Origin of the sequence: Acinetobacter sp. C32I, from assembly GCF_023702715.1 — a bacterium.
Classification (GTDB): domain Bacteria; phylum Pseudomonadota; class Gammaproteobacteria; order Pseudomonadales; family Moraxellaceae; genus Acinetobacter.
This window is the reverse complement of sequence record NZ_CP098480.1, coordinates 2,764,201-2,787,797: the sequence shown is the minus strand read 5'-3', so window position 1 is coordinate 2,787,797 and position 23,597 is coordinate 2,764,201. Positions and strand designations below refer to the sequence as shown.

Genomic DNA, 23,597 nt, shown 5'->3' with positions numbered 1-23,597 from the left:
AAAAACTTTTTGGCTAATGATAATATTGCGCCATATAACGTTCAATTTTGAAGACAACATCATATGCAAAGTACTGCAAAAAAAGCCGCATTGCCCGCGATGACGCTGGCAGCATTAGGGGTGGTATTTGGAGACATTGGAACCAGTCCACTCTATGCAATACGGCAATGCTTTGTCACAGGACATGTTGATATCAGTGAAGGTTCGATTTTAGGTATTCTTTCGCTGATCTTCTGGTGTATGAACCTAACCATCAGTTTTAAGTATGTCTCAATGATCATGCGTGCGGACAACAATGGCGAAGGCGGGATCATGTCATTGCTCGCACTGAATCTGCGTTCCTCCGTTTTTAGCAATAAAAATAAAATCTTTCTGATCGCATTGGGCTTTATCGGCGCATCACTGTTTTTTGGTGATGGGATCATTACCCCAGCAATTTCAGTACTGTCTGCGATTGAAGGTTTGAGTCTAGTGACGCCTGCTTTAGATCGTTGGCTGGTACCGATTGCGCTCGGTATTTTAACCGCTTTGTTTATGGTGCAACGACATGGTACCGCCACCATGGGCAAATTCTTTGGGCCAATTACACTGCTATGGTTTGCGTCTATTGGTTTGATTGGTCTCTGGAGTATCGTCCAGACCCCGTATGTCTTGATGATGGTCAACCCTTATTGGGCATTCCATTTTGTCTTTGATCAACCGACAGTTGCCTTTATCACCATGGGCGCAGTGATTCTGACCATGACCGGTGGTGAGGCGTTGTATGCCGACATGGGACATTTTGGGCGCGTGCCAATTAAACTGGCGTGGTTCTTGGTGGTACTGCCTTGTTTGCTTTTGAACTATGCAGGTCAAGGTGCATTGCTATTACGTGATGCCAAAGCCATTGAAAACCCATTCTATTTACTGGTTCCGGATTGGGCCTTATTCCCGATGATTGGCTTGGCGACGGCAGCAGCCGTGATTGCCTCTCAAGCAGTAATCACAGGCGTATTTTCGATGGCGAACCAAGCCATTCAATTACGCTACTTACCGCGCTTAACCGTGCATCATACTTCGGATGTGGAACAAGGGCAGATTTATTTGCCTTTTATTAACTGGGTGCTGTTTATCTCGGTGGTGATCCTGATTTTACTGTTTGAAAGCAGCGCCGAATTGGCAAGTGCTTATGGTGTAGCGGTGACCATGACCATGCTCTGCGGTACGATTTTGATCTCGACCTTAGCCTATGGCGTATGGCGTTGGCCGTTATGGAAAGTTGCTTTATTTGCGGTGCCGTTCCTGATTATTGATTTAATTTTTGTGGGTTCAACCTCATTAAAAATCCTGTCAGGTGGTTGGGTGCCGATCCTGATTGGTGTGGTGGTATATACCATTTTGATGACGTGGAAACGTGGTCGAGAAATCGTGTATAACCGTATGGAAACCAATGCCTTGCCAATTGAATTGTTTATCAAAAGTATTGGCATGAGCAAAGAAACCCATTTCGTACCAGGCGAAGCGATTTTCTTAACTGGTACACCGAATATTGTGCCGCATGCGATGTTACACAACATCAAGCACAATAAAGTGCTGCATGAACGTAATGTGATGGTCACGGTGTATACCCAAGATATTCCGTATGTGGCAGATGAAGATCGCTTAAAAGTTGAAAAACTGGATGAGCATTTTTATCGCATCTATGTTTATTATGGCTTTAAAGATCAACCGAATATCCCCGTCGCTTTGGCACAAGCCTATAAAACGCTGGATTTTGAGTTTGATATGATGCAAATGAGCTTCTTTATTTCACGTGATCGTATTGTGCATACCGTGGGGGATGGTATGTCGCCGTGGCGTGAAAAGTTGTTTATTTCAATGCAGCGCAACACCAGCCCTGTTAGTGACTTCTACCAGATTCCAACTAACCGTGTGGTGGAGTTGGGTAGTCAGATCGAAATTTAAGAAAACTGTATAAAAAAGGCACCTGAGCGTGCCTTTTTTATTGTCTGTAGATCAAATGTACAGATTTGCGACATAAAGTGTCGCTCTGGGCTGAAACTCAATATACACAGTGCTTTTGAGTTGTTAAGCTGCGCGTTCATATTGATTTTGATGTAGTTATGGCAAAGAGACCAACCCGAAAGAGTAAAAGCCCATTTGCTTTTTTGAGCCAAAATGTTGGAAAAATGATGTTGGCACTGGTCGCAACAGGGAGTTTTGCGATCGCATTTGGCAGTGAAAAAATTTCCAAGTTCATCCCATTTCAATCCAGTAATACGGGTTGTTTAAAACAGTTTTATCGTGATGTTCCACCCTTACTCAGCAAAGACAGTCTGAAAAAAGACAGTTATGCGCTATGTTTTAATGATTTTAATGTGATGTATTCAGGTATTTCCAAGACTCCATTGTGGACGGCAGAATATCTGACCCCAGAACGCTTAAGCATTAAAATTAAACGTGAAGATAATTTCCATGAAGAGACACGGCTAAAGCCTGCACATCGTGCTTTATTGTCAGACTATCGTGGTTCAGGCTATGACCGTGGTCATATGGCGCCGAATGGTGATATGAATAATACTGCGGCGCAATATGACAGCTTCTCATTGGCCAATATGGTGCCGCAAGCGCCGAAGAATAATCAGGAAGTGTGGCGTAAATTAGAAGAGGCGGTGCGCTCGATGGTGACCAAGCAGCATAAAGATGCCTATGTGCTGACTGGTCCTGTATTTGAAGGCAAGCGACTTAAAACCATAGGCAGCGGTGTGATTGTCCCGACTGCAGTGTACAAAGCGGTGTATTTACCTAAGCAGGGGATTATTGGGGCGTATTATGCGCCGAATAATAATTCTCAACAGGTCAAAGTGGTCAGTGTTTGCTATTTGGAAGAGAAACTGGGCATTAATTTATTTCCACAGTTGACTGAACAGCAGAAGCGTAATGTTTATCAATTGCCACTTTCTGCAGTGCAAGTGAAGCCGAATAAAGACATTAGTTATTCGCATTGGGATGGTCAGAGTCAATGTGCTGAAGAAGCCAAAACCGATGCCATTCAGGCGCAGCAACGTGAGTTTAGTTCAAAGCCGACTGGAGCCACGGAGAGTAAATTCCCGCAAATTGATGAAGAAACCAAGCAAGCCTTGATCAATCAATTGGTAAATGCTTTGGTGCAGTATTTCTTACAAATCTTGCGATAAGTACAGCTTGCAAAGTTAGCCTGCTTGGCTCATGTTGTGGGTAGACAAGAACAATGAGAGGGAAACGATGTTTAAACCTTTTGAACAGGGTGATGAATCCTCGGCAATTTATGATCTGACCTTGGAAAATCAGGTCGATTGCGTGAGTTTATATGGCAATTTGCAGATTACCAAAGATCAGTCGGGCCTTAAAACCGCCAAGGCATTGCAAAGCTTTATCAATGAGGTGGTTGCCGCTTTGGAAAAAGAACAACTTCCTGAGCAGATTGACAGAAAACCTGAGCAGGATATTGAAAATCCATTTCTATAAATAAAAAAACAGCCGTTGCAGGCTGTTTTTTTATGGGGTATATCGCGCTTAGTCTTTCTCGCTACCCACCACTTTATAGATCACTGCACCAATGATGGCACCGATGATTGGTGCAACCCAGAATAACCAAAGTTGGCTGATTGCTGCTGTCTCAGCAAATAACGCAACTGCAGTACTACGTGCAGGGTTTACTGAGGTGTTGGTGACTGGAATACTGATCAAGTGAATCAATGTGAGAGCTAGACCAATTGCGATTGGTGCAAAGCCTGCAGGCGCGCGACGATCTGTAGCACCCATGATCACGATCAAGAAGAACGCAGTTAAAACAACCTCAATCAGGAATGCTGACGCAACAGAGAAATGGTTTGGAGAGAGTTCACCATAACCATTGGTTGCGAAACCGCCTGTACCTGCAAAGCCTGCTTGACCTTGTACGATGATGTACAGCACGAATGCTGCAAGCGCACCACCAATTACTTGAGACACGATATAAGGAACTAAGTCTTTTGAGTTAAAACGTCCACCCACCCATAAACCTACACTGACCGCAGGGTTAAAGTGACCACCAGAAATATGACCGAAAGCATAAGCACCAGTTAATACGGTTAAACCAAATGCTAATGCAACGCCTAAAAAACCAATGCCAAGTTCTGGGTATGCAGCTGCAAGTACAGCACTACCACAACCACCAAAAACAAGCCAAAAGGTCCCGAGAAATTCTGCTAAATATTTGTTCATTGTTATCACCACATCAGTTATAAAAAATAAAAAAGCAAGCATCCAAAATTTATTATGGATATGTTTAAACCTTGTGAAAAAATTGTGAACTAATTCACATAGGTATATAGGCTCTTGTATAAAACGTGCAATGAAAACGATCAGTTGCGAAACCGTTAGTTCATGAGTATTTTTATTACGAATTGTAAGTTGTGTTGTTGTTTCGCCACTGTTGTGGGGTTTGCCCCGTCCAAATCTTAAAAGCTCGCTGAAAAGCACTTTGTTCAGAATAACAGAGCAGTAGCGCAATTTCTTGTAAACTCAGATGAGGATCTTTTAAATATTCGGTCGCCAGCATAAAACGAACTTGCTGCACCCGCTCCTGAAAGGTGGTGTTTTGTTGTTGTAAATGGCGTTGTAATTGGCGCACGGACAGACCCAGTTTTTCGGCGATAAAATCGATTTGATATTGGTTCTTTTGTAGACCTGTCAAAATGGCATGTTGCAGCCGTTGATCCAATTGGGTTGAATTGGGCAATTTATCCAGCAAGGCTTGTGCTTGTTGTAATAACAGTTGTTGTAAGGTGTGATCTCCTGTTTTAAGTGGCTTAAAAGCTTCGCTGACGGGCAATAATAATTGGGTTTTGGGTTGTTCAAAACGCACTTTACAGTGGAAATACTGCTCATAAATGCTGATGTTTTTGGGTGCGGCATTGACGAAATGCACTTCATGCAGATGAATCGTGTCACCCGACATAAACAGTTTCAGGAACTGCACCATCAAGGCAATCGCGATTTCATCGGTCAACTGGGTCGGATGTGGTTCAGGGGCTTCCCAACGAATCGATGCATAAGGGTGATTAAATTCAACCACCAAAGGGCTGCCATCATAAATCAGGCGATGGAAGTCATGATAACGAGACAGTGCCTCACCTAGGTTTTCACAAGATAAAGCCAAATAGGCAATGATACCCAAGTGTTTGGGTTGTACATAGGCTGCGATTTCCAAGCCTAGACCACTTTTCGGATGCAGTCGATTTAGATCTTCTAACAGATCCCGCCAAATCACATAATCAAAGCGCTCTAGGTTTTGAACCTGTTGTAATTGTTCAGGAATATGGATGTTCTCTGCTTCACAATAGGCTTTTAATAAATGCCCCAAACCACCAAAAACAGAGCCTGTATAGTTCTTGAGTTGAGACATCCTGTCCACTCCTTATCTTGTCGTGTTTTGTCAATATAAATATATCGTATCGTCAATACTTCGCCTACAAAAATTTATATCTTGAATAAAAATAAGGAAACATTTGGAGAAAACCATGATTAAGGGTTTTATCGCAGGTTTGGCTGTAGCCAATGCATTTGAATGGTTTGCGCATAAATACATTTTGCATGGGGTACATCGTCCGGGGCAGCCACGGTATAGCCCTGTGCCGAAAAGCATGGAGTCGCACTGGGCGCATCACCGTGAAGTACGTAAACAGCAGTTTTTGGATGATTGTTATGTGGAAGGTGTCGAGCATTGGCGTACCCGTAATGAAATCATGTCATTGGCAGTGGTGGCAGGCGTTGCCAGTGTAGCGTTTTATCCAATTTCAAAAGGCATGTCTTTGGCGGCACTGTATAGTGCGGGCAATTATTATTATGTGCATCGTCGTGCGCATTTAGAGCCAGATTGGGCCAAACGGACCATTCCTTGGCATTATGATCATCATATGAATTCCAACCAAGATGCCAACTGGTGTGTGACCCGTCCATGGTTTGATTATGTGATGGGAACGCGTGTGGTGTCTTCTGCGGATTTAAAAGAGGCCAATCCATTGGGCCTTCCTTTACCTACAGCTTTGTCTAAAGCATTGACGCAAGCGATTGAATCGGTTTTTCCTGCAAAATGGGTCGAGCAAAAACCAAAATTGGTGGAAGCACCTGTAGCTGAGCAACCGCAAAAACAATCGCAAGAATCGGTGGCCTAAATTCGATTGATCTAGCGGGCTGAGCAGGTTTTTATTGACAAATCATGACGACAAAATTGGGGGGTGTCGTGAATTGTCAATAAAATTGGTTTTTAATGTCAATATCTTTACTCATTTTCTCGCTAAGTTAGCTCAAGCATTTTAAATGCTCAGAATTTGTTCAAAATAATGATATTGTGCTTACCCTCTAGCGTTGTATAACGCAGTTTCCATACCTTGCTCAGCAAGGTATTTTTTTTATCTGTATACAGCGATTTTTAAATAAAAAAACCTCTCGTTTGAGAGGTTTTTATGGCTCACCTAATTAAAGACGCATCTCAATGCCTTGTGCGGCAAGATATTGTTTTGCTTCTGGAATGGTGTGTTGACCAAAGTGGAAAATAGAAGCAGCCAGTACTGCATCTGCACCACCTTTTAAGATGCCATCGGCCAAATGCTGTAAGTTACCTACGCCACCAGAAGCGATGGTCGGGATATTGACGCGATCATTGATCTGACGCATCAAGGCAATGTCATAACCTGCTTTGGTGCCATCGGCATCCATACTGGTAATCAGCAATTCGCCTGCACCGAAGTCGGCCATTTTCACCGCCCATTCAATCGCATCGATGCCTGTTGGCTTGCGACCGCCGTGGGTAAAAATTTCCCACTTGTTCTCGCCGGTTTTTTTCGCATCAATCGCGACCACGATGCATTGCGCACCAAAGCGTTGCGAGGCTTCTTGAACAAATTCAGGAGTAAATACCGCAGCCGAGTTGATACTGACTTTATCGGCACCTGCATTCAACAATAAACGAATATCTTCAACTTTACGGACACCACCACCCACAGTTAAGGGTACAAAAACGCTTTCTGCCATGCGTTCTACGGTACGGTAAGTGGTGTCGCGTCCATGATGGGTAGCAGTAATATCTAAAAAGGTAATTTCATCGGCGCCTTGTTCGTTATATCGACGGGCGACTTCAACAGGGTCACCTGCGTCACGAATATCAAGGAATTGAACGCCTTTGACGACTCGACCATTATCAACATCTAAGCAAGGGATAATACGTTTTGCGAGCATAAAATTTTCCAAAAAATCGCCAATAAAGAAAGGGGTGCTACACCTTCATGGAGGGAACAGGTATTCTATCAAACTTCACAGCTATTTTTTGCAGGTTTTCCATGTCGGTTTATACCCCGTTGAGTTTAGAAGAAGTTCAAGCCTTTGCTGAGCCCTATGGTTTAGCGGTGATTGACCTGATTCCAATCCAAGGCGGTATTCAAAACACCAATTATTTTTTGGTGGATCAATCACAGAAACAATATGTTTTAACGGTTTTTGAAGAATTAGATGCTGAAGGCGCAGGTGAACTGGTACCTGTACTGGATTGTTTGGGTGAGGCAGGTGTGCCTGTGGCGGTGCCTTTAAAGCATAGTGGTCAGGCCATTCATACTATTGCAGATAAACCTGCGCAAATTGCGCTACGCTTGATGGGTGAGCATCCAGAAGATGCCAGCATTATCCAAATTCAGGCGATTGCACAAGCACAGGCAAAATTGCATTTGGCCTTACAAGGCTTTCCTTTAGAACGTGATTTTAATCGTAATCATCAATATTGGTCAGATGTCGCTGAGCAACTTAAACCACAAATGAATGCGCAAGATCAGGAATTATTAGCTCAGGTGTTCCAGCAGTTTGCGGCAATTACCCAGCAGCATCCTGACCGCCCGATGGGCTTTATTCATTCAGATTTATTCAGAGATAACACCTTGTTTGAAGGTGATCAACTACAGGGTATTCTTGATTTTTATGAATTGAATCAAGATGAATGGTTATTTGATATTGCGATTAGTATCAATGACTTCTGTACTGCCTATCCACAAGCACATTTAGATCAAGCCAAGGCCGATGCCTTTCTTGCGGCCTATCAAAGCATTCGTCAGCTCACCGTTGATGAATTGGCTTGTTTAAATATCTTCTTGGCAATGGCGGCGTGCCGTTTCTGGAGTATGCGCTTACAAGTGGCGCAGAAAAATGCCGAGCAAGGGCGTACCGGCGATGATATTTTGCAAAAAGATCCGCTGGAAATGCGAATGATGTTACAAGACCGTTTACAACGAATCACAGCTTAGGGAATAGACATGCGAGATCAAGGTCGTTTAGTTGAATGGTTTGATGATAAAGGCTATGGCTTTATCCAACCCAATGACACAGCAAAAGATCGTGTCTTTATCCATATCAAAGACTTTGCTCGCACAGGGCCGCGACCTTTGGTTGGTTGTGCTTTGGAATATGTGGTGATTCTGGATGAGCGCGGTCGTTATCGCGCTCAACAGGCGACGTATTTAAAAGCATCGCAGGTGATTGAACATCGTGCTCGTCCGAGTCAGCCTCAACCGTCGAAGCGCTGGTCTGCGATGCAGATTGGTATCGTGATTTATATTGTCTTTATGCTGATCGCAAGCTTTAGTAAATTGCTGCCACCGTATACTTTATTATTTGTCAGCTTGATGAATGTATTGAGTTATTGGTTGTATGCACAAGATAAAGAAGCAGCTCAGTTGGGCAATCGACGTATTCCAGAGCAGACTTTGCATATCGTGGATTCTTTGGGTGGATGGTGCGGTGGTTGGCTTGCTCAGCAAAAACTGAGACATAAAACACAAAAACAACCGTTTCGTAAGATTTATTTCTGTACCATAGTCTTCCATATACTATTGATATGTTGGTTGATTTCTCCGCTCAATGTGTTTTATTGATTGAGCGAGTTTGTTTCTGGAGATTAAATAAAAATGAATTATTCCGTTGATCAAGATCCAAATCGTACTTTGACTTTGGTGTTGTATGTGCTTTATATCATTGCGATTTTTACTGGTGGTCTATTGGCAATCATTGCTTTGATCATCAACTATGTAAAACGTAGTGATGTCCAAGGCTCGATTTTTGAAAGCCACTTTACTTGGCAAATCCGCACCTTCTGGTGGTATTTGGCTTGGAATATTATTGCCTTTCTTCCGTTCTCATTCTTGTTCTTTACCGGTGATAACGGCACCGCCTTTGCAGGCGTTGCGGTTTCTGCAACCACTTTTGCCTTTGCGGTAATTTTTGGTGCATGGATCTGGATTGTCTATCGTGCTATCCGTGGTCTGATCGCCTTAAATGACAATAAGCCGATGTATCAAGGCTAAAGTCCGCCAGAACTCGCTGGGTTGTGAACCTAAGCGAGTTCTTTATTGTTATTGGTTTTCGCTGTTGCATGATAGCGATAGCTTGCCCCGCGGTGCTGTTCTGTCAGTAATGGACCTTGTCCAAACAGTTTCTCACGTAAAGTCCCCTCGGTATATTCAGTTGCATACACGCCACGTTGCTGTAGTTCTGGCACCAGATATTCCACCACATCTTCAAAGCTTTGATGCGCTAAAATATAAGCTAAGTTAAAGCCATCAATATCAGTTTCTTCCGTCCATGCCTGTAGTTGATCGGCCACCGTTGCAGCGGAGCCTACCAGTATGGGGCCATTGCCACCGATACTAATAAATTTGGCAATCTCTTCAATGGTCCAGATTCGATTCGGATCGGCTTTTACATAAGAATCCAGCATTGATTGAATCGCATCAGTATGAATATATTCAACTTTGTCCTCTGCATGGAATTGTGAAAAATCGACACCTGACCAGCCTGATGCCAAGGTTAAGCCGCCATGATAGCTGGCGTAGCTTTGATATTCTTTGAATTTTGCTTGGGCTTTTGCATCGGTTTCATCCACCACAATCGACAGCATGGTATAGATCAAAATCGAATGAGGATCTTTGCCTTGTTCAACTAGGTTGGAACGAATGCCTTGCACCAGTTTTTTCACCGCTGCTTTGGTCGGAGCTGAAATAAACACACATTCAGCATTTTGGCTGGCAAATAATTGCCCACGACTGGATGCACCTGCTTGATAGAGCACAGGGGTACGTTGCGGTGATGGTTCACAAATATGAATGCCGGGAACGCTAAAATATTGACCTTGATGATTGATCGGATGGACTTTACGATGGTCGGCAAAGATGCCTTTTTCTTTATCACGCAGCACAGCATCTTGTTCCCAAGAACCTTCCCAAAGTTTATAGAGAACCTCTAAATATTCATCAGCGATGTCATAACGTTGATCATGACTGACTTGCGTTTTAAGACCTAAATTCTTTGAGCCACTTTCCAAGTATGAGGTGACGATGTTCCAGCCAATGCGGCCTTTGGTCAAATGATCTAAGGTACTCATACGCCGTGCAAAGGGATAAGGGTGTTCAAACGAAATCGAGGTAGTGAGGCCAAAGCCCAAGTGTTTGGTGACTGCTGCCATAGCAGGCACGATTTGCAAAGGATCATTCACGGGAACTTGCACGGCACCTGTGAGCGCATGTTGTGCTGATTGATGATAAACATCATAAATGCCTAACACATCGGCAATAAAAACCCCATCAAACTTGCCACGCTCTAATATCTTGGCCAAATCGGTCCAATATTCGAGGTCTTTATATTCAGTCGAGCGATCCTGAGGGTGACGCCACAATCCCGGCGATTGATGCGCAATACAGTTCATTTCAAAGGCATTAAATCTAATTTGCTTGCTCATTGCTCTTTACTAAATTAAAGATTTTTATTGATCTTAATTAAAAAAGATTGAATTGATTAATCATAAAAAAATAAATGGTTATCATGAATCTATTTAATGGGTTTTTGGGTTGTTGTTTTAAAGGTTGTTTTTTATTAAATTCAAAACGTTATTTTGTTTACTTGGGCAAATGGTGTTAACGCGCTCGTCCGTCTTGTTGAGTTGTTTGTTATTGATTTTAAGTTGTTTTTTAAGTCGATAAGTAATAATCTGAGGTTATTTTAAATAAAAAGATTAGTTTCTATATTTAACTTATAAATAGGAAATAAAAATAGTGCTAGTTTATTTTTATAACTGCAAGATGAGTATTTATAATGACCTCAAAAATAGAAATAAAACTGGAAGATGCACAGAGTATTCCGCAAGATTTTTACTTGAATAATACGCCAGCATATGTGATTGCTTCAGATCAAGAAGCCATCGCTGTGGCACATCTCATAGCGGCTGCTTTTGCCAAAGATGCGGCAAAGCGTGACCATGAGCGCAAGCTGCCACTGCAGGAAATCCAGCAATATTCCGCCTCTGGCTTGTGGGGGATCAATATTCCAAAACAGTTCGGTGGTGCAGGGGTGAGTTATAAAACCCTTGCTGAGGTGGTGACCATTATTTCTAGTGCTGATTCATCTTTAGGGCAAATTGCACAAAATCATTGGGCTTTTTTAGAACATATCCGTTTGGATGCGTCATTGGAACAGCAGCAGTTCTTCTTCGAACAAGTGCTGCAAGGCAAGCGTTTAGGCAATGCATTCTCTGAAAAAAACTCGAAAACCGTCGCGGATTTGACCACTAAAATTGAATTTAAAGAGGATTATGCGCTGATCAGTGGTCAAAAATTCTTTGCCACAGGCGCTTTATTGGCGCATTGGATTCCTGTGGTTGCGGTCAGTGACGATGGCAAAGTATTTGCAGCATTGGTTCCGCAACATACACCAGGTTTGACCATTGTGAATGACTGGAGCAGCTTTGGTCAGCGCACTACGGCCAGTGGCAGCGTGCAGCTCGATCATGTTCGAGTCGATTTAAAATATGTGGTGCCGATCCATCAGGCTTTTGAACGTCCAACAGCAGCAGGTGCAATTTCGCAAATTATTCAGTCTGCTGTCGATGCGGGAATTGCGCGTGGGGCCATTGAGGAAACCATTCGCTATGTGCGTGAGCATGCCCGCCCTTGGATTGATTCAGGTGTGGAACACGCCAGTGAAGATCCTTATACCATTAGCAATATTGGCGAGCTAAAAATTAAACTCCGTGCCGCAGAGGCCGTTTTAGCTTTGGCAGGCGAGGCAATTGATCGTGCTTTGGCCAATCCAACCGAAGACACCGTAACAGAAGCAACTTTACTCACGGCTGAATCGAAAGTATTAACCACTGAAATCGCACTCTTGGCGGCCAATAAATTATTTGAGTTATCCGGTACCCGTTCCACCTTATCCGAGTTGAATCTGGATCGACACTGGCGCAATGCACGCACGCATACCCTGCATGATCCGGTACGTTGGAAGTACAATTTAGTGGGCAATTATTATTTGAATGGTGTGGCACTGCCACGTCATGCGTGGAGCTAGGAGGATGCTATTATGACCAGTCAAACGAATCAAAATCTTTCCTTGGGTGCGCATTATGAACAGGTGGCGGGCAAGTTCCGTCCGATCTTCGAACGAATTGCGGAAGGTGCTTTAGCACGGGAAAAAAAACGAACCTTGCCCTATGAACCGATTCAATGGTTAAAACAGGCAGGCTTTGGCGCGATACGTGTGCCTGTGGCCTTTGGTGGAGATGGGGTTTCGCAAAAGCAGTTGTTTCAGCTATTAATTGAACTTGCTCAGGCAGATTCCAATGTGGTTCAGGCCTTACGCGGGCATTTTGCCTTTGTCGAAGACCGCTTAAATGCACAAAAAACGGCAGCACAGACACGCTGGTTTGAGCGCTTTGTCCGTGGTGAGATTGTGGGGAATGCGTGGACTGAAATTGGTAAAGTTGAAATCGGGGATGTAGTGACCCGTGTTACGGCAGCGCAAGATGGCAAACTCCGTATCAATGGTCAGAAGTATTATTCTACAGGCACGATTTTCGCGGACTGGATTGATCTTTTTGCTTTGGATGAGACCACCAATCAGCATGTGATTGCTACGGTGTCTACGCAAGCAGAAGGCATTGATATTGTGGATGATTGGGATGGCTTTGGGCAAAAAACCACGGGCAGCGGAACCTTAACCTTAAACAATGTAGAGATTGACCGAGATCATATTTTGGTGTTTGAACACCGATTTAAATACCAAACCGCATTCTATCAGGTGGTGCATCTCGCGACTTTGGCGGGTATCGCGCACAGTGCAGTGCAGACCTTTAAGCAGGAAGTACGTCAGCGAACGCGGATTTATAGTCATGGCAATGCCAGTCTGGTGCGTGAAGATGCACAAATCCTGCAAGTGATTGGTAAAGCTTCTGCACAGGCCTATGCGGCGCAAACGATTGCACTGAGTACTGCGGAAGCTTTGGATGCTGCTTATTTACAGCATTTTCAGAATGATGAACAGGCTGAATTGGAGGCCAATGAGCGTGCTGAATTAGTATCGGCGCAGGGGCAAGTGGTGATTGCGGAGTTGGTCTTGAATCTGAGCACTGAGCTGTTTAATGCTCTGGGTGCATCGGCCAGTAGCAGCGACAAGCAGTTGGACCGTTTTTGGCGCAATGCCCGTGTGGTCGCATCACACAACCCATTGGTCTATAAACAGAAAGTGATTGGCGATTGGGAGGTCAATCAAGCACCATTGCCGTACGTGTGGCAGATTGGTAATAGTCCTGTTGCTGCGAATCAAACACAAATTCCAGCTTAGTGATCTCAGCGCACAATAGATTTTATTGAACCAAAACTGTTGTGCGCTTGCCTGTTTCTATTTATTTTCTGGCAGTGGTTTCTTTGCAAAGAATTTAAATTTTAATTCGCTGACGAGCACTCCAAGTACCACTAATACTCCTCCAAACAAAGCCAATAAGGGTAAACGTTCTCCAGCAATACGACCGATCACCCCCGCCCAGACGGGTTCACCTGCATAAATAATCGCAGCACGCGTTGGGTCGACCATGCGTTGCGCCCAGTTCATCACAAATTGAATCAACGCACTGGCTAAACCGAGCGCCACTGCAATAATCAGCAATCCCCATGAAAAGTTAGGAATACTGTGTTCACCAACCAAAGGCATACTGGCAAAAGATAAGCATGAAGCAACCGCCAGTTGAATCACCGTGACTCGTCTTAGATTAACTTTCCCCGCAAAATAACCAATCAAGATAATTTCGAGCGCAATCACAAAGGCGCAGATGAGGGTGAGTACTTGCCCATAACTGAAGTTAATACTGGAAAAGCCATTGCCTGTTAACAAGATTAAACCAGTAAAAGCCAGTGCTGTACCGACCCAAGTCATCATTGAGGGCATCTTTTGGAAGATCACCCACATTAAAATGGGCACTAAGGGCACATATAGCGCGGTTAAAAAGGCGGATTCGCTACTGAGAATGCTTTGTAGACCGATGGTTTGAGTACCATAGCCAATCGCGATCACAATCCCGATGGCTGTACCAGCCAAGCCCTCTTTTAGGGTTAAGCCACGCATGGACTTGATCGAGATTAAAAAGATTGCCAAAGCCGCGACTGCAAAACGACAGCCGACAAAAAACATCGGGCTACTAAAATTCAGCGCATATTGCACCGCTAAAAAGGTGCCACCCCAAATCATGGTAATAAAAATAAGCGCGAATTGGGCGGCTTTCGGAGATTGAGACAAAGCGGTCAACGCAGCCATCCTCATGAGTAAAGTGCAATATACTGCACATATTGCATTGCCTATTGGCTTTGTGCAATATATTGCGCAGATTTTTTATTTTCATTGTAGGAATGCATGAGTCATTCAGAGACGGTATTGCAATATGTGGGACAGAATATCCGTCTGTTTCGTACCGAAGGTCAGCTCAGCCAGCAAGATTTGGCAGATCGAGCAGGTGTCAGTCGCCGTACCATTGCTGCTTTGGAAACAGGCCAAGTCAATATCAGTCTGGCCAAGCTCGATGCGATTGCAACGGCTTTAACGGTCGATTTCAAAAAGCTGGTCAGTCCATCCGAACTGAGTGAATCTGCCATCGTCAATACCTTGGCGTGGCAAGGCCAACAGGCTGAAAGTCAGGCCACGCTTTTGGCTGCGGTACCAACTCAGACACAGGTTGAATTGTGGACATGGTCACTGGCTGTGGGTGAGATCTATCAGGCTGAACCAGATCAAAAAGGCTGGCAAGAGTTGATTTATGTTGTCGATGGCGAATTGACGATTTCGTTTGAACAAGAAAATCGAGTGCTTCTAGCAGGCGAGTCGATTTTATTTGAGAGTTCTGTCAATTATCGTTATCTCAATCAAGGAAGTAGCACTGTTCGTTTTGTCCGAAACGTAATTTATTAACGCTATAAAAAGCGCTTAAGCTGGATTACTTAAGCACTTTTCGCATTGATGGATATTTCTGCAAACCTAGCTTGAGCTTTGATGCGTCCCATATTTATCAATCATGATCGAGCTGGCTTCATTCAAACCTCGTACAATGACATGGATGCCTTTGTGTTGGAATTTATGCACCACGTTGTCAATCATGGCCACTGATGTGACATCCCAAATATGTGAATGGGTTAAATCAATAATGACTTCTTTCACATCCTCATTGAAATCAAAACCTTGCATAAATTTTTCTGAAGAGCTAAAGAAAATTTGTCCTTTCAGATCATAAACGCGTGCCTGATTTTCAAAATATCGCTCAACTCGAATATCTTGTTCTAATTTATTGGCAAGGAATAAAGCCGACAGTAACACGCCCGTGAGCACGCCCAAGGCCAAATTATGGGTTGCAACCACCACAACCACTGTTGCAAGCATTACGATATTGCTACTGATTGGATTCTTGCTAAAACTGCGGATGGATTTCCATTCAAAGGTGCTGATCGAGACCATGATCATCACGGCAACTAGGGCAGCCATGGGAATCACCTTTAACCAGTCGCTGATAAAAACGACCAAGATGAGGAGGAAAATCCCTGCCGAGAAGGTCGATAAACGGGTCAAGCCACCTGATTTGACGTTAATCATCGATTGCCCAATCATGGCACAGCCCGCCATGCCGCCCATAAAACCTGAGGCGATATTGGCGATGCCTTGACCTTTGCATTCTTGGAATTTATCGCTTGGGGTATCGGTCATCTCATCAATAATTGTTGCTGTCATCATCGACTCAAGCAAACCGACTGCTGCTAAAGCAACAGCATAGGGAAAGATGATTTTTAAGGTTTCAAAGTTAAGGGGAATATCAGGAATCAAAAATACAGGAAGCGTATCAGGTAATGACCCCATGTCTCCCACCGTACGAATATCAATGCCGAAGTAGATGGCGAGCAAAGTCACGGTGATGATACAGACCAGAGGCGAGGGTAATAATTTTCCAATCTTCGGAATCAGCGGAAATAGATAGATAATGATCAGGCCCAATAACACCAAAGCATAGACCTGCCATGTGACATTGACCAGTTCAGGCAGTTGCGCCATAAAGATCAAAATCGCCAATGCGTTGACGAATCCAATCACTACAGATTTGGACACGAAACGCATGAGTTTCGCTAGCTTTAGATAGCCCGCGATAATTTGCAATACACCCGTGAGCAAGGTGGCAGCCAGCAGATATTGTAAGCCATGCTCTTTGACCAAACTGGCCATGACCAAAGCCATTGCACCTGTTGCGGCTGAAATCATGGCAGGGCGACCACCAACGAAAGCAATCACCACGGCAATACAGAATGAAGCATATAGACCGACTTTGGGGTCGACCCCTGCAATAATAGAGAAGGCGATGGCTTCCGGGATTAGTGCTAAACCGACAACCAGTCCAGCCAAAATATCCGCACGGATATTGGAGAACCATTGCGCTCGAATATTGGAAAACATAGAAATAGCCTATTTTTTAGGAATTTTTAAAGGCTAGTGATGTGATATACAGACACACAACTACACCACATCACTAGACAGTGATGAGTTAATACATAGGAAATGTAAAACTTAAGGTGGCGTAAGCATCATGTGAGTAGAGAGGGGGGCTTTATTTGAACTGGGGCAAGCATAACATCCAAGGGGATAAAGCTCTAGCGATTGTTACAATAACTAGAGCCTGAAACGATTAGAGTGATTGTTGGTCTAACAATAGCTGTGCTTCACGAAGACTTAAAGTACCTTCATAGATGGCACGACCTGTAATCGCACCGAGGATTCCTTTTTTGTCTTTTAGATTGCGCACATCATCCAGATTGGTGACACCGCCAGAAGCAATTACAGGCAGACCTGAATAGTTGGCCAAGTTCACGGTCTGTTCAACGTTCACACCTTGCATCATGCCATCACGTGCAATATCGGTATACACAATGCTGGATACGCCTGCATCGGCAAAACGTTTAGCCAGATCGGTCGCTTTTACGTCAGTCACATTGGCCCAGCCATCGGTTGCCACCATGCCATTGATGGCATCAATCCCGACAATGATATGACCTGCGAAGCGTTTACATGCTTCTTCAACAAACTCAGGCTCTTTCACGGCTTTGGTACCGATAATTACGAAAGAAACGCCTGCTTCCAAATAGTGTTCGATGGTTTCAAGTGAACGGATACCACCACCAATCTGAATTGGAAGTTCAGGTTGTGCGCGTGCAATCGCTTCAACCACGGGTTTATGAATTGGCGTACCTGCGAAAGCACCATTTAAATCGACTAAATGTAAACGACGTGCGCCTTCATCCACCCAATGTTGTGCAGTTGCCACAGGGTCTTCAGAGAAAACGGTATCGTCTTCCATACGTCCTTGTTTTAAACGGACACATTTACCATCTTTCAGGTCAATTGCTGGGATGATTAGCATGCTTTCGCTCCTTGCGTCATCATAGAGTTTAAATTGGCTACATATTAGCAAAATATTGATCAATCGCTAAGCCTTGTCTACTAAACCTGCCAGTATTCTCCTGATTTGTTGCAATAATTGGGTTGTGAGTAATTGTTGCTGATACAGTTGTTCGAAACAGAGCACTGCTGCATAGGCATCTGCGGCGGCATAATTGATTTGTTGTGGACTAAGATTTTTAACAGACCAGTTTGAGGTACTGACTTTTTTACTTTTGGCAAAATAACGTTGAAAAAGCAGCGCGATTGCCGTTTGAGTACCGACTTGGCTGCGATAACCAAAACTTGCAAAGCTTTTGGATAGGTCAATCATAGCATTGGGGTGAATTCCTTTACTACGAAAGATATGCGCATCATTTTTCAGTCCAAAACCGACTTTGAGTTGCTGTTCATTTTCGAGAATCGGCTTGAGGAAGGCTAAAATTTCAGCATTGACTTGGAATAGATAAGCTTGCTTTGCTGTTGCCAGTTGGATCAGGTGAGGGCCCGTCGATTTTTCGCCGACTTTGAAGGTTGGTTTAGATTCGGTGTCGAAACCAAAAACTTGAATAGAAGTGAGTTCTGTTTGAATGGCCTTGCACTGTTCAAGCGTTTGGATCACCAAGATACGATCTGTACTTAGATTCTGAAATGCAGGCAATGCGCGGATTTGTTCTTTGCTTAAAAGGGGAGTGTGTTGAGGCGTATCCATCTGCATTAAAGGCTCAAAGCGTTTGATTGAGCTTAAAGGGTTTTATTGAAATAAAAAAGCCAAGTGGGAACTTGGCTGTTGTTGATCTCTTTTAAGTGGGCTATTGTTGCTGTATTAACTGACTTCGTTGCACATATTCCTGATATGCAGGAACTGCGCTGCCCACTAAGGCAAAAATGATGGCAAGTGGAATAATCACAATATAAATCCAGCCCAAGACCTTTTCCCAGCCCGATGTCTCACGCTCAGCTCCAAACTTATTCTCGCCAGTTGTTCCTTTGGCACAGAACAGATAAATAATGAAAATGAAGTTTACAAAGGGGACAATGGCTAATAATGACAACCAACCCGTTTGATTCCGGTCATGTAGACGACGAATGGTAAATACAAAAGAAAAATAGACGAGTGCGATATAGAGAATGATAAACAGGACAATTGCGAGGATTGGATAATCTTGCCCTTGTTCAAGACTGCCACCAGTTACGAGCGCAGCGCCAAATGCCAAGACAAAAATGATGACCACTGCAACGATAGAGCTTAAAAATGTCCAAGCTGCATAGGAAAGTCGACCAAAACGGCCTTTGGGGCTCAGTGGGTGATCCACACTTTGAGTAGATAAATTCATTGTTATTCCTATCTAGGTGTTTTTATCGGATTGTAAAAATTGAAAAATGTATCATTTAGAATAATAAAGAAAAAATTGCAAAATTAAAGCTTAAATTATTTTATCAGTTGCAGATCAAGTGATAACAAAAAACTTGATCTGCATTAAGTGGACTTAAATCTTCCATTCCACAAAGTTCTTTAACAGCTGTAGACCAGCGGTATGACTTTTTTCAGGATGGAACTGCGTTGCAAACAAATTGTCTTTATGAATCGCAGTGCAAAAATTCACGCCATAATCACAAGTCGCCGCAGTGACTGCGGTATCTTTTGGTTCAACATAATAGCTATGCACAAAATAGAAACGCGCATCTTGCTCAATGTTGTTCCACATTGGATGACTTGGATCAAGTTGATGCACTTGGTTCCAGCCCATATGCGGCACTTTTAAATTGGGGATTTCAGGAAAGTGCTTCACTATACCCTCAAAAATACCCAATGCAGCCACACCGCCATTTTCTTCCGAATTTTGCAGGAGGGCCTGCATACCGACACAAATTGCCAGCACAGGTTTGTTGAAAGCAGCCTGACGGACCACCTCATCAATTCCAGCTTCATGCATGCCTTGCATACAGTCACGCATGGCACCGACACCTGGGAAAACAATTTTATCTGCTTTGGCAATCAGTTTTGGGTCATTGGTGACATCAACCGTCGCACCAACATGCTCTAGCGCTTTCGCCGCAGAGTGTAGATTGCCCATGCCATAATCAAGTAAAGCAATACGGGTCATTACAAACTACCTTTAGTCGAAGCGATGGTGTTTTCTGCGCGTGGATCAATTTCACAGGCCATACGCAATGCTCGTGCCAAAGCTTTAAACACACTTTCAATCTGGTGGTGACTATTTTTGCCTTTCAGGTTATCAATATGCAATGTCATCAGCGCATGATTGACAAAACCTTGGAAGAACTCTGAAAATAAATCGACATCAAAGGTTCCGATGCGGGCACGTGTATATGGAATATCCATAAACAAACCTGGGCGACCAGACAGATCGACCACAACACGAGACAGTGCTTCATCTAAGGGTGCATAAAAATGCCCATAGCGACGTAAGCCTTTTTTATCGCCGAGTGCTTGTGCAAAGGCTTGTCCCAAGGTGATTCCACAGTCTTCTACCGTGTGATGGTCGTCAATTTCTAGGTCACCATCACAATGAATGTCGATATCAAATAGACCATGGCGCTTGATTTGATCAATCATATGGTCTAAAAATGGAACTCCAGTGTTGAGTGTGCCTTGACCAGTACCATCGAGATTGAGACGAACTCGAATTTTTGTTTCGTTGGTATTTCTTACCACTTCACTGATACGTTGCGTCATGGACACGTTCCTCAAAAAACGTCAAAAATGATTGAATTAAAAACCAATAGTTTCGCTGTGACGAAAAAGTGACAGCATCATAGTTTGCTCAGGAGGGTTAATCAATGCCTATTACCGTACATGCTTACAGTTCTCTGGATAATCTAGGAATTCGTACTCAGCTAGAGCGACTTTACGATACCAGCCCAGAGTTTGGCGATGGGCAAGATGCAATGGAACAACTTGAACAAAATCTCCAGCAATATACCACAGTTTACACTGCTGAATTTAACACCAAAATTATAGGTGCAATTTGGGCAACAGGACAAGGTGAAAGCCGTGTTTTGGAATATATTGTGGTACATCCAGCCAATCGCGGGCGTGGGGTTGCAGAACGCTTGGTTGAAGAGGTGTGCCGTATGGAAGAAGAGCAAGGGGTCAAACAGTTTGAACCAGGTTGTGGGGCCATCCATCGCTGTTTATCACATATAGGCAAAATCTAAGTTTGAACTTATTGCTTTGCAGCAAAATTAAGCGCTTAAGAGAAAAATCCACAAATTTGCTTGACGGGCTTAGACAAACATTGTTTAATACGCCCACTTTGGCGTGATAGCTCAGTAGGTAGAGCAACGGATTGAAAATCCGTGTGTCCCCAGTTCGATCCTGGGTCTCGCCACCATAAATTTGTATTTTCAATCCCTGATCCCATCAGGGATTTTTTTTACCCTAAAAAATGATTGCATGAAAAATGTGCATTCAAATCAAAAGCTCATGATAATTATTGACTATTGGTCTGAGATACGGCTTAATACACCCCATTGGCGTGATAGCTCAGTAGGTAGAGCAACGGATTGAAAATCCGTGTGTCCCCAGTTCGATCCTGGGTCTCGCCACCATATTCAAAAGCCTCAAACGAAAGTTTGGGGCTTTTTTTATTGTTTGTTCAAATGATTTGATTCATCTCGGCACTTTAAGCTAAGATTTGTGCGTTTGCACTTAGATGTAAATCATTAAATATAAAGTCAAAAAATAAGACTTTTAAATACATTAAATTATTAATAGAAAGATAAGGGTTTTACGATGTTAAATAACATAAAATTAGGGTTTGCCTCATTACTTTGTATTTTACTCAGTGCTTGCGGAGGTGGAGGGGATGGTAATATCAGTACGGATTCCTCTTATTCTAAAACAATTATTAAAAATGGCGTGACCTATACCTGTAAATCAGACTCCGCTGCAAATGCATGCGAAAATAATAATAACTGCTCTGCGTGTGACTCATCGAATACCCCAACAACTGTAATTACGGCTCAATGTGCACTCGGTAGCAATAATGTTGTAAAAGTGACGGCAGATGGCTGTATTGCGAAGATTGGTGTAAATATTTTTACCAATGTGTGTCAAGGAACAACAACACTGAGAATGCTAACAGGGACTGGTTTTACTCAACAAAAAGTGCTGAGTGAAGGTGGGGCATTTACAACCAAGAATGGTAGCTTAGAGATTAATGGGACTTTGCTCAGCTGTAATTAAAACCTTAAGCCTAAGGGATAGATAAGATTAAAGGTGGCTTTGTCACCTTTATTTTTGGAAGAAGATATTGTGGAAAAGTGGCTTTATTTACTTTTTTTAATGCTTGGATTTGGGTTGGGGTATTTGGTTGCTGATTACAAGCAGGTGATACCACCCTCTACCGCACCAGAAATAACGAAAACAGTAAAACCTGATGCAGCCACAATAAATCATCTACAAGATGTGGCAATTTTGACGTCGCCGGGCTTTACTGCAAATACGGAACATTTAAATACACTCTCTGAGCAGCAACATCAGCAGATTGCTAAAATCATCGAAATGGCATCCGAGCAGCAGGTGGGTGATTATTTGAAAAAGGCTTTTCCGAAACAAGACTTTTCAATGATTCAGAATAAGAAAACATTTGCTCAACGTACTTTAGAAGAATTGAGCTCAAAAAATGATGAGCAAGCCTTGTCTGGCAGGCTCTTACTCGCTTTAACACCAGTAATGCCACAGCTTTCAGAAGATCTGCGTCAAGTGCATCAGTTCCAAGAGGTCTTTGCTCATTTCGATACGATGGGTCAATCGCCCATGGATGAGCAAATCTTTATTCGTTGGCTCAATCGAGATACAGGGGAAGTGCTGTTATTTACACCGCGTCGAGTCACTCAAAATGTTACTCAAAATTGGGTCAGCACAACACCATCGAATGGATGGCAAGCGGGAACATATGATGTCAAAGTCTATCAGATGCGTGATCAGCTCACACCAATTGCACAGGCCAGCTACCAAATTGTACAAGTGCTATAAGATCGAACTTTTACTGAACAATTCTAAGTCAAAAAGTTTGTTATGTTGGGGGATGTCAAAAGTTAAGAATAAACCCGCATGAAAGATTTATTCTCTGAACACAGTGAACTTTACCAGCAGGCACGGCCGACCTATCCACAATCATTGGTTAACAGCTTAATCAAGCAACTGAATGGCTTTGCCTGTGCATGGGACTGCGGGGCAGGTTCGGGGCAGTTAACCCAACTGATCGCGCCCTATTTTCAGCAAGTGATTGCAACTGATCTCAGTCAAAATCAGTTAGATCAAGCCCCAGCATTACCCAATGTGCAGTATTTACAGCAAGCCGCCGAGCAGCCTGTATTTACAGATCAGTCTTTTGATTTAATTGCTGTTGCACAGGCCATTCACTGGTTTGATTTTGAAAAATTCTATGCAGAAGTGAAGCGAACTCTGAAAGCAGATGGTCTTGTTGCAGTGATTGGTTATGGCTTAATCCAGTTGGATGATACAGATCTAAATCAGCGAATCGATCAACTTTATCACTATACTTTAAAGGGCTTTTGGGATGCAGAGCGACGCTATATTGATGAGCTTTATCAAACCATTCCATTTCCCTTTGAGGAAATCGCAATGCCACAATTCCAAATCGATTTAAGCTGGACAGGGGGGCAATTGTGGGATTATTTAAACACTTGGTCTGCGGTAAAGCATTATCAAGATCAACAGCATGTTAGCCCTTTAGCGGGCTTGCAAGACATTTTACAGATACAGCAGCCGATTGGGATTCGCTTTCCAATTTTGCTGAGAGTCGGGCGCTTGGCTGCATCAGAATAGGAAAATA

Annotated in this window: 25 protein-coding genes and 2 tRNA genes; 16 read left to right on the top strand and 11 right to left on the bottom strand. The window is 43.3% G+C overall.

The window, feature by feature from the left end; genetic code table 11:
• The first annotated feature begins 63 nt into the window (after positions 1-63).
• The 3 genes from NDN13_RS13330 (at position 64) to NDN13_RS13320 (ending at position 3,486) form a co-directional block, all read left to right on the top strand.
• Positions 64-1,944, top strand: coding sequence for a potassium transporter Kup (locus tag NDN13_RS13330; protein WP_251115796.1), 1,881 nt, complete (start codon positions 64-66; stop codon positions 1,942-1,944).
• A gap of 158 nt (positions 1,945-2,102) precedes the next feature.
• A complete protein-coding gene (locus tag NDN13_RS13325; protein ID WP_251115795.1) occupies positions 2,103-3,176 on the top strand; it encodes a DNA/RNA non-specific endonuclease in 1,074 nt (357 codons plus the stop codon).
• Positions 3,177-3,243: 67 nt separating this feature from the next.
• On the top strand, positions 3,244-3,486 hold the full coding sequence (locus tag NDN13_RS13320) for a hypothetical protein (RefSeq protein WP_251115794.1): 243 nt from the start codon (positions 3,244-3,246) through the stop codon (positions 3,484-3,486).
• 48 nt (positions 3,487-3,534) lie between these two features.
• Here the strand turns inward: NDN13_RS13320 and aqpZ are convergent, their stop codons facing one another.
• Together aqpZ and NDN13_RS13310 are read right to left on the bottom strand one after the other, a co-directional pair.
• Entirely contained in the window at positions 3,535-4,224 is a 690-nt protein-coding gene (gene aqpZ / locus NDN13_RS13315) for an aquaporin Z (protein ID WP_004657301.1), read from the bottom strand.
• A gap of 175 nt (positions 4,225-4,399) precedes the next feature.
• Positions 4,400-5,407, bottom strand: a complete 1,008-nt coding sequence (locus NDN13_RS13310) for an AraC family transcriptional regulator (RefSeq protein WP_251115793.1) — start codon at positions 5,405-5,407, stop codon at positions 4,400-4,402.
• Positions 5,408-5,522: 115 nt separating this feature from the next.
• Between NDN13_RS13310 and NDN13_RS13305 the strand changes: the two genes are divergently transcribed.
• Complete coding sequence (locus NDN13_RS13305) at positions 5,523-6,176, top strand: sterol desaturase family protein (RefSeq protein WP_251115792.1); 654 nt, start codon at positions 5,523-5,525, stop codon at positions 6,174-6,176.
• A gap of 304 nt (positions 6,177-6,480) precedes the next feature.
• On the opposite strand, the gene hisF is transcribed toward NDN13_RS13305, so the two are convergent.
• A complete protein-coding gene (gene hisF / locus NDN13_RS13300) occupies positions 6,481-7,239 on the bottom strand; it encodes an imidazole glycerol phosphate synthase subunit HisF (protein ID WP_004657307.1) in 759 nt (252 codons plus the stop codon).
• Between the two features lie 101 nt (positions 7,240-7,340).
• Between hisF and NDN13_RS13295 the strand changes: the two genes are divergently transcribed.
• Genes NDN13_RS13295 through NDN13_RS13285 form a run of 3 tightly spaced genes read left to right on the top strand, consistent with a single transcriptional unit; the run spans position 7,341 to position 9,347 of the window.
• A complete protein-coding gene (locus NDN13_RS13295; protein WP_251115791.1) occupies positions 7,341-8,291 on the top strand; it encodes a homoserine kinase in 951 nt (316 codons plus the stop codon).
• A gap of 9 nt (positions 8,292-8,300) precedes the next feature.
• Complete coding sequence (locus NDN13_RS13290) at positions 8,301-8,918, top strand: DUF1294 domain-containing protein (RefSeq protein ID WP_004803792.1); 618 nt, start codon at positions 8,301-8,303, stop codon at positions 8,916-8,918.
• A gap of 33 nt (positions 8,919-8,951) precedes the next feature.
• On the top strand, positions 8,952-9,347 hold the full coding sequence (locus NDN13_RS13285; RefSeq protein WP_251115790.1) for a DUF4870 family protein: 396 nt from the start codon (positions 8,952-8,954) through the stop codon (positions 9,345-9,347).
• A 29-nt stretch (positions 9,348-9,376) separates the two neighbouring features.
• Here the strand turns inward: NDN13_RS13285 and NDN13_RS13280 are convergent, their stop codons facing one another.
• Positions 9,377-10,777 carry an LLM class flavin-dependent oxidoreductase gene (locus NDN13_RS13280; protein ID WP_251115789.1) on the bottom strand — a complete coding sequence of 467 codons (1,401 nt, stop codon included), beginning with the start codon at positions 10,775-10,777 and terminating at the stop codon, positions 9,377-9,379.
• Between the two features lie 353 nt (positions 10,778-11,130).
• On the opposite strand from NDN13_RS13280, the gene NDN13_RS13275 reads away from it, so the two are divergent.
• A complete protein-coding gene (locus NDN13_RS13275) occupies positions 11,131-12,381 on the top strand; it encodes an SfnB family sulfur acquisition oxidoreductase (RefSeq protein WP_251115788.1) in 1,251 nt (416 codons plus the stop codon).
• Positions 12,382-12,393: 12 nt separating this feature from the next.
• Positions 12,394-13,653 carry an acyl-CoA dehydrogenase family protein gene (locus NDN13_RS13270; protein WP_251115787.1) on the top strand — a complete coding sequence of 420 codons (1,260 nt, stop codon included), beginning with the start codon at positions 12,394-12,396 and terminating at the stop codon, positions 13,651-13,653.
• A gap of 57 nt (positions 13,654-13,710) precedes the next feature.
• Here the strand turns inward: NDN13_RS13270 and NDN13_RS13265 are convergent, their stop codons facing one another.
• On the bottom strand, positions 13,711-14,619 hold the full coding sequence (locus NDN13_RS13265; RefSeq protein ID WP_502799544.1) for a DMT family transporter: 909 nt from the start codon (positions 14,617-14,619) through the stop codon (positions 13,711-13,713).
• A 96-nt stretch (positions 14,620-14,715) separates the two neighbouring features.
• Between NDN13_RS13265 and NDN13_RS13260 the strand changes: the two genes are divergently transcribed.
• Positions 14,716-15,267, top strand: a complete 552-nt coding sequence (locus NDN13_RS13260) for a helix-turn-helix domain-containing protein (protein ID WP_251115785.1) — start codon at positions 14,716-14,718, stop codon at positions 15,265-15,267.
• A gap of 66 nt (positions 15,268-15,333) precedes the next feature.
• Here the strand turns inward: NDN13_RS13260 and NDN13_RS13255 are convergent, their stop codons facing one another.
• The 6 genes from NDN13_RS13255 to hisB all read right to left on the bottom strand — a co-directional run bounded on the left by NDN13_RS13255 (position 15,334) and on the right by hisB (position 20,470).
• Entirely contained in the window at positions 15,334-16,791 is a 1,458-nt protein-coding gene (locus tag NDN13_RS13255) for a SulP family inorganic anion transporter (RefSeq protein ID WP_251115784.1), read from the bottom strand.
• A gap of 229 nt (positions 16,792-17,020) precedes the next feature.
• Positions 17,021-17,752: a 1-(5-phosphoribosyl)-5-[(5-phosphoribosylamino)methylideneamino]imidazole-4-carboxamide isomerase gene (gene hisA / locus NDN13_RS13250; RefSeq protein WP_004803807.1), complete on the bottom strand. Its 732-nt coding sequence runs from the start codon at positions 17,750-17,752 to the stop codon at positions 17,021-17,023.
• 66 nt (positions 17,753-17,818) lie between these two features.
• Positions 17,819-18,487 (bottom strand): 3'-5' exonuclease, encoded by a 669-nt coding sequence (locus NDN13_RS13245; RefSeq protein ID WP_251115783.1) that lies wholly within the window; start codon positions 18,485-18,487, stop codon positions 17,819-17,821.
• A gap of 94 nt (positions 18,488-18,581) precedes the next feature.
• Complete coding sequence (locus NDN13_RS13240; RefSeq protein ID WP_241271651.1) at positions 18,582-19,106, bottom strand: DUF805 domain-containing protein; 525 nt, start codon at positions 19,104-19,106, stop codon at positions 18,582-18,584.
• A gap of 153 nt (positions 19,107-19,259) precedes the next feature.
• The gene (gene hisH / locus NDN13_RS13235) at positions 19,260-19,877 is read right to left on the bottom strand and encodes an imidazole glycerol phosphate synthase subunit HisH (protein WP_251115782.1); all 618 of its coding nucleotides are present in this window, start codon (positions 19,875-19,877) and stop codon (positions 19,260-19,262) included.
• Positions 19,877-20,470 carry an imidazoleglycerol-phosphate dehydratase HisB gene (gene hisB, locus NDN13_RS13230; protein WP_004803817.1) on the bottom strand — a complete coding sequence of 198 codons (594 nt, stop codon included), beginning with the start codon at positions 20,468-20,470 and terminating at the stop codon, positions 19,877-19,879. The genes hisH and hisB overlap by 1 nt, the downstream gene beginning before the upstream one ends.
• Positions 20,471-20,574: 104 nt before the next feature.
• On the opposite strand from hisB, the gene NDN13_RS13225 reads away from it, so the two are divergent.
• The 6 genes from NDN13_RS13225 to NDN13_RS13200 all read left to right on the top strand — a co-directional run bounded on the left by NDN13_RS13225 (position 20,575) and on the right by NDN13_RS13200 (position 23,590).
• Positions 20,575-20,952 carry a GNAT family N-acetyltransferase gene (locus NDN13_RS13225; protein ID WP_005147436.1) on the top strand — a complete coding sequence of 126 codons (378 nt, stop codon included), beginning with the start codon at positions 20,575-20,577 and terminating at the stop codon, positions 20,950-20,952.
• 100 nt (positions 20,953-21,052) lie between these two features.
• A tRNA-Phe gene (locus NDN13_RS13220) sits at positions 21,053-21,128 on the top strand.
• Between the two features lie 141 nt (positions 21,129-21,269).
• A tRNA-Phe gene (locus NDN13_RS13215) sits at positions 21,270-21,345 on the top strand.
• Between the two features lie 184 nt (positions 21,346-21,529).
• A complete protein-coding gene (locus NDN13_RS13210) occupies positions 21,530-21,982 on the top strand; it encodes a hypothetical protein (RefSeq protein WP_251115781.1) in 453 nt (150 codons plus the stop codon).
• A gap of 69 nt (positions 21,983-22,051) precedes the next feature.
• Complete coding sequence (locus tag NDN13_RS13205) at positions 22,052-22,774, top strand: hypothetical protein (RefSeq protein WP_251115780.1); 723 nt, start codon at positions 22,052-22,054, stop codon at positions 22,772-22,774.
• A gap of 78 nt (positions 22,775-22,852) precedes the next feature.
• Complete coding sequence (locus NDN13_RS13200; protein ID WP_251115779.1) at positions 22,853-23,590, top strand: class I SAM-dependent methyltransferase; 738 nt, start codon at positions 22,853-22,855, stop codon at positions 23,588-23,590.
• Positions 23,591-23,597 lie beyond the last annotated feature (7 nt).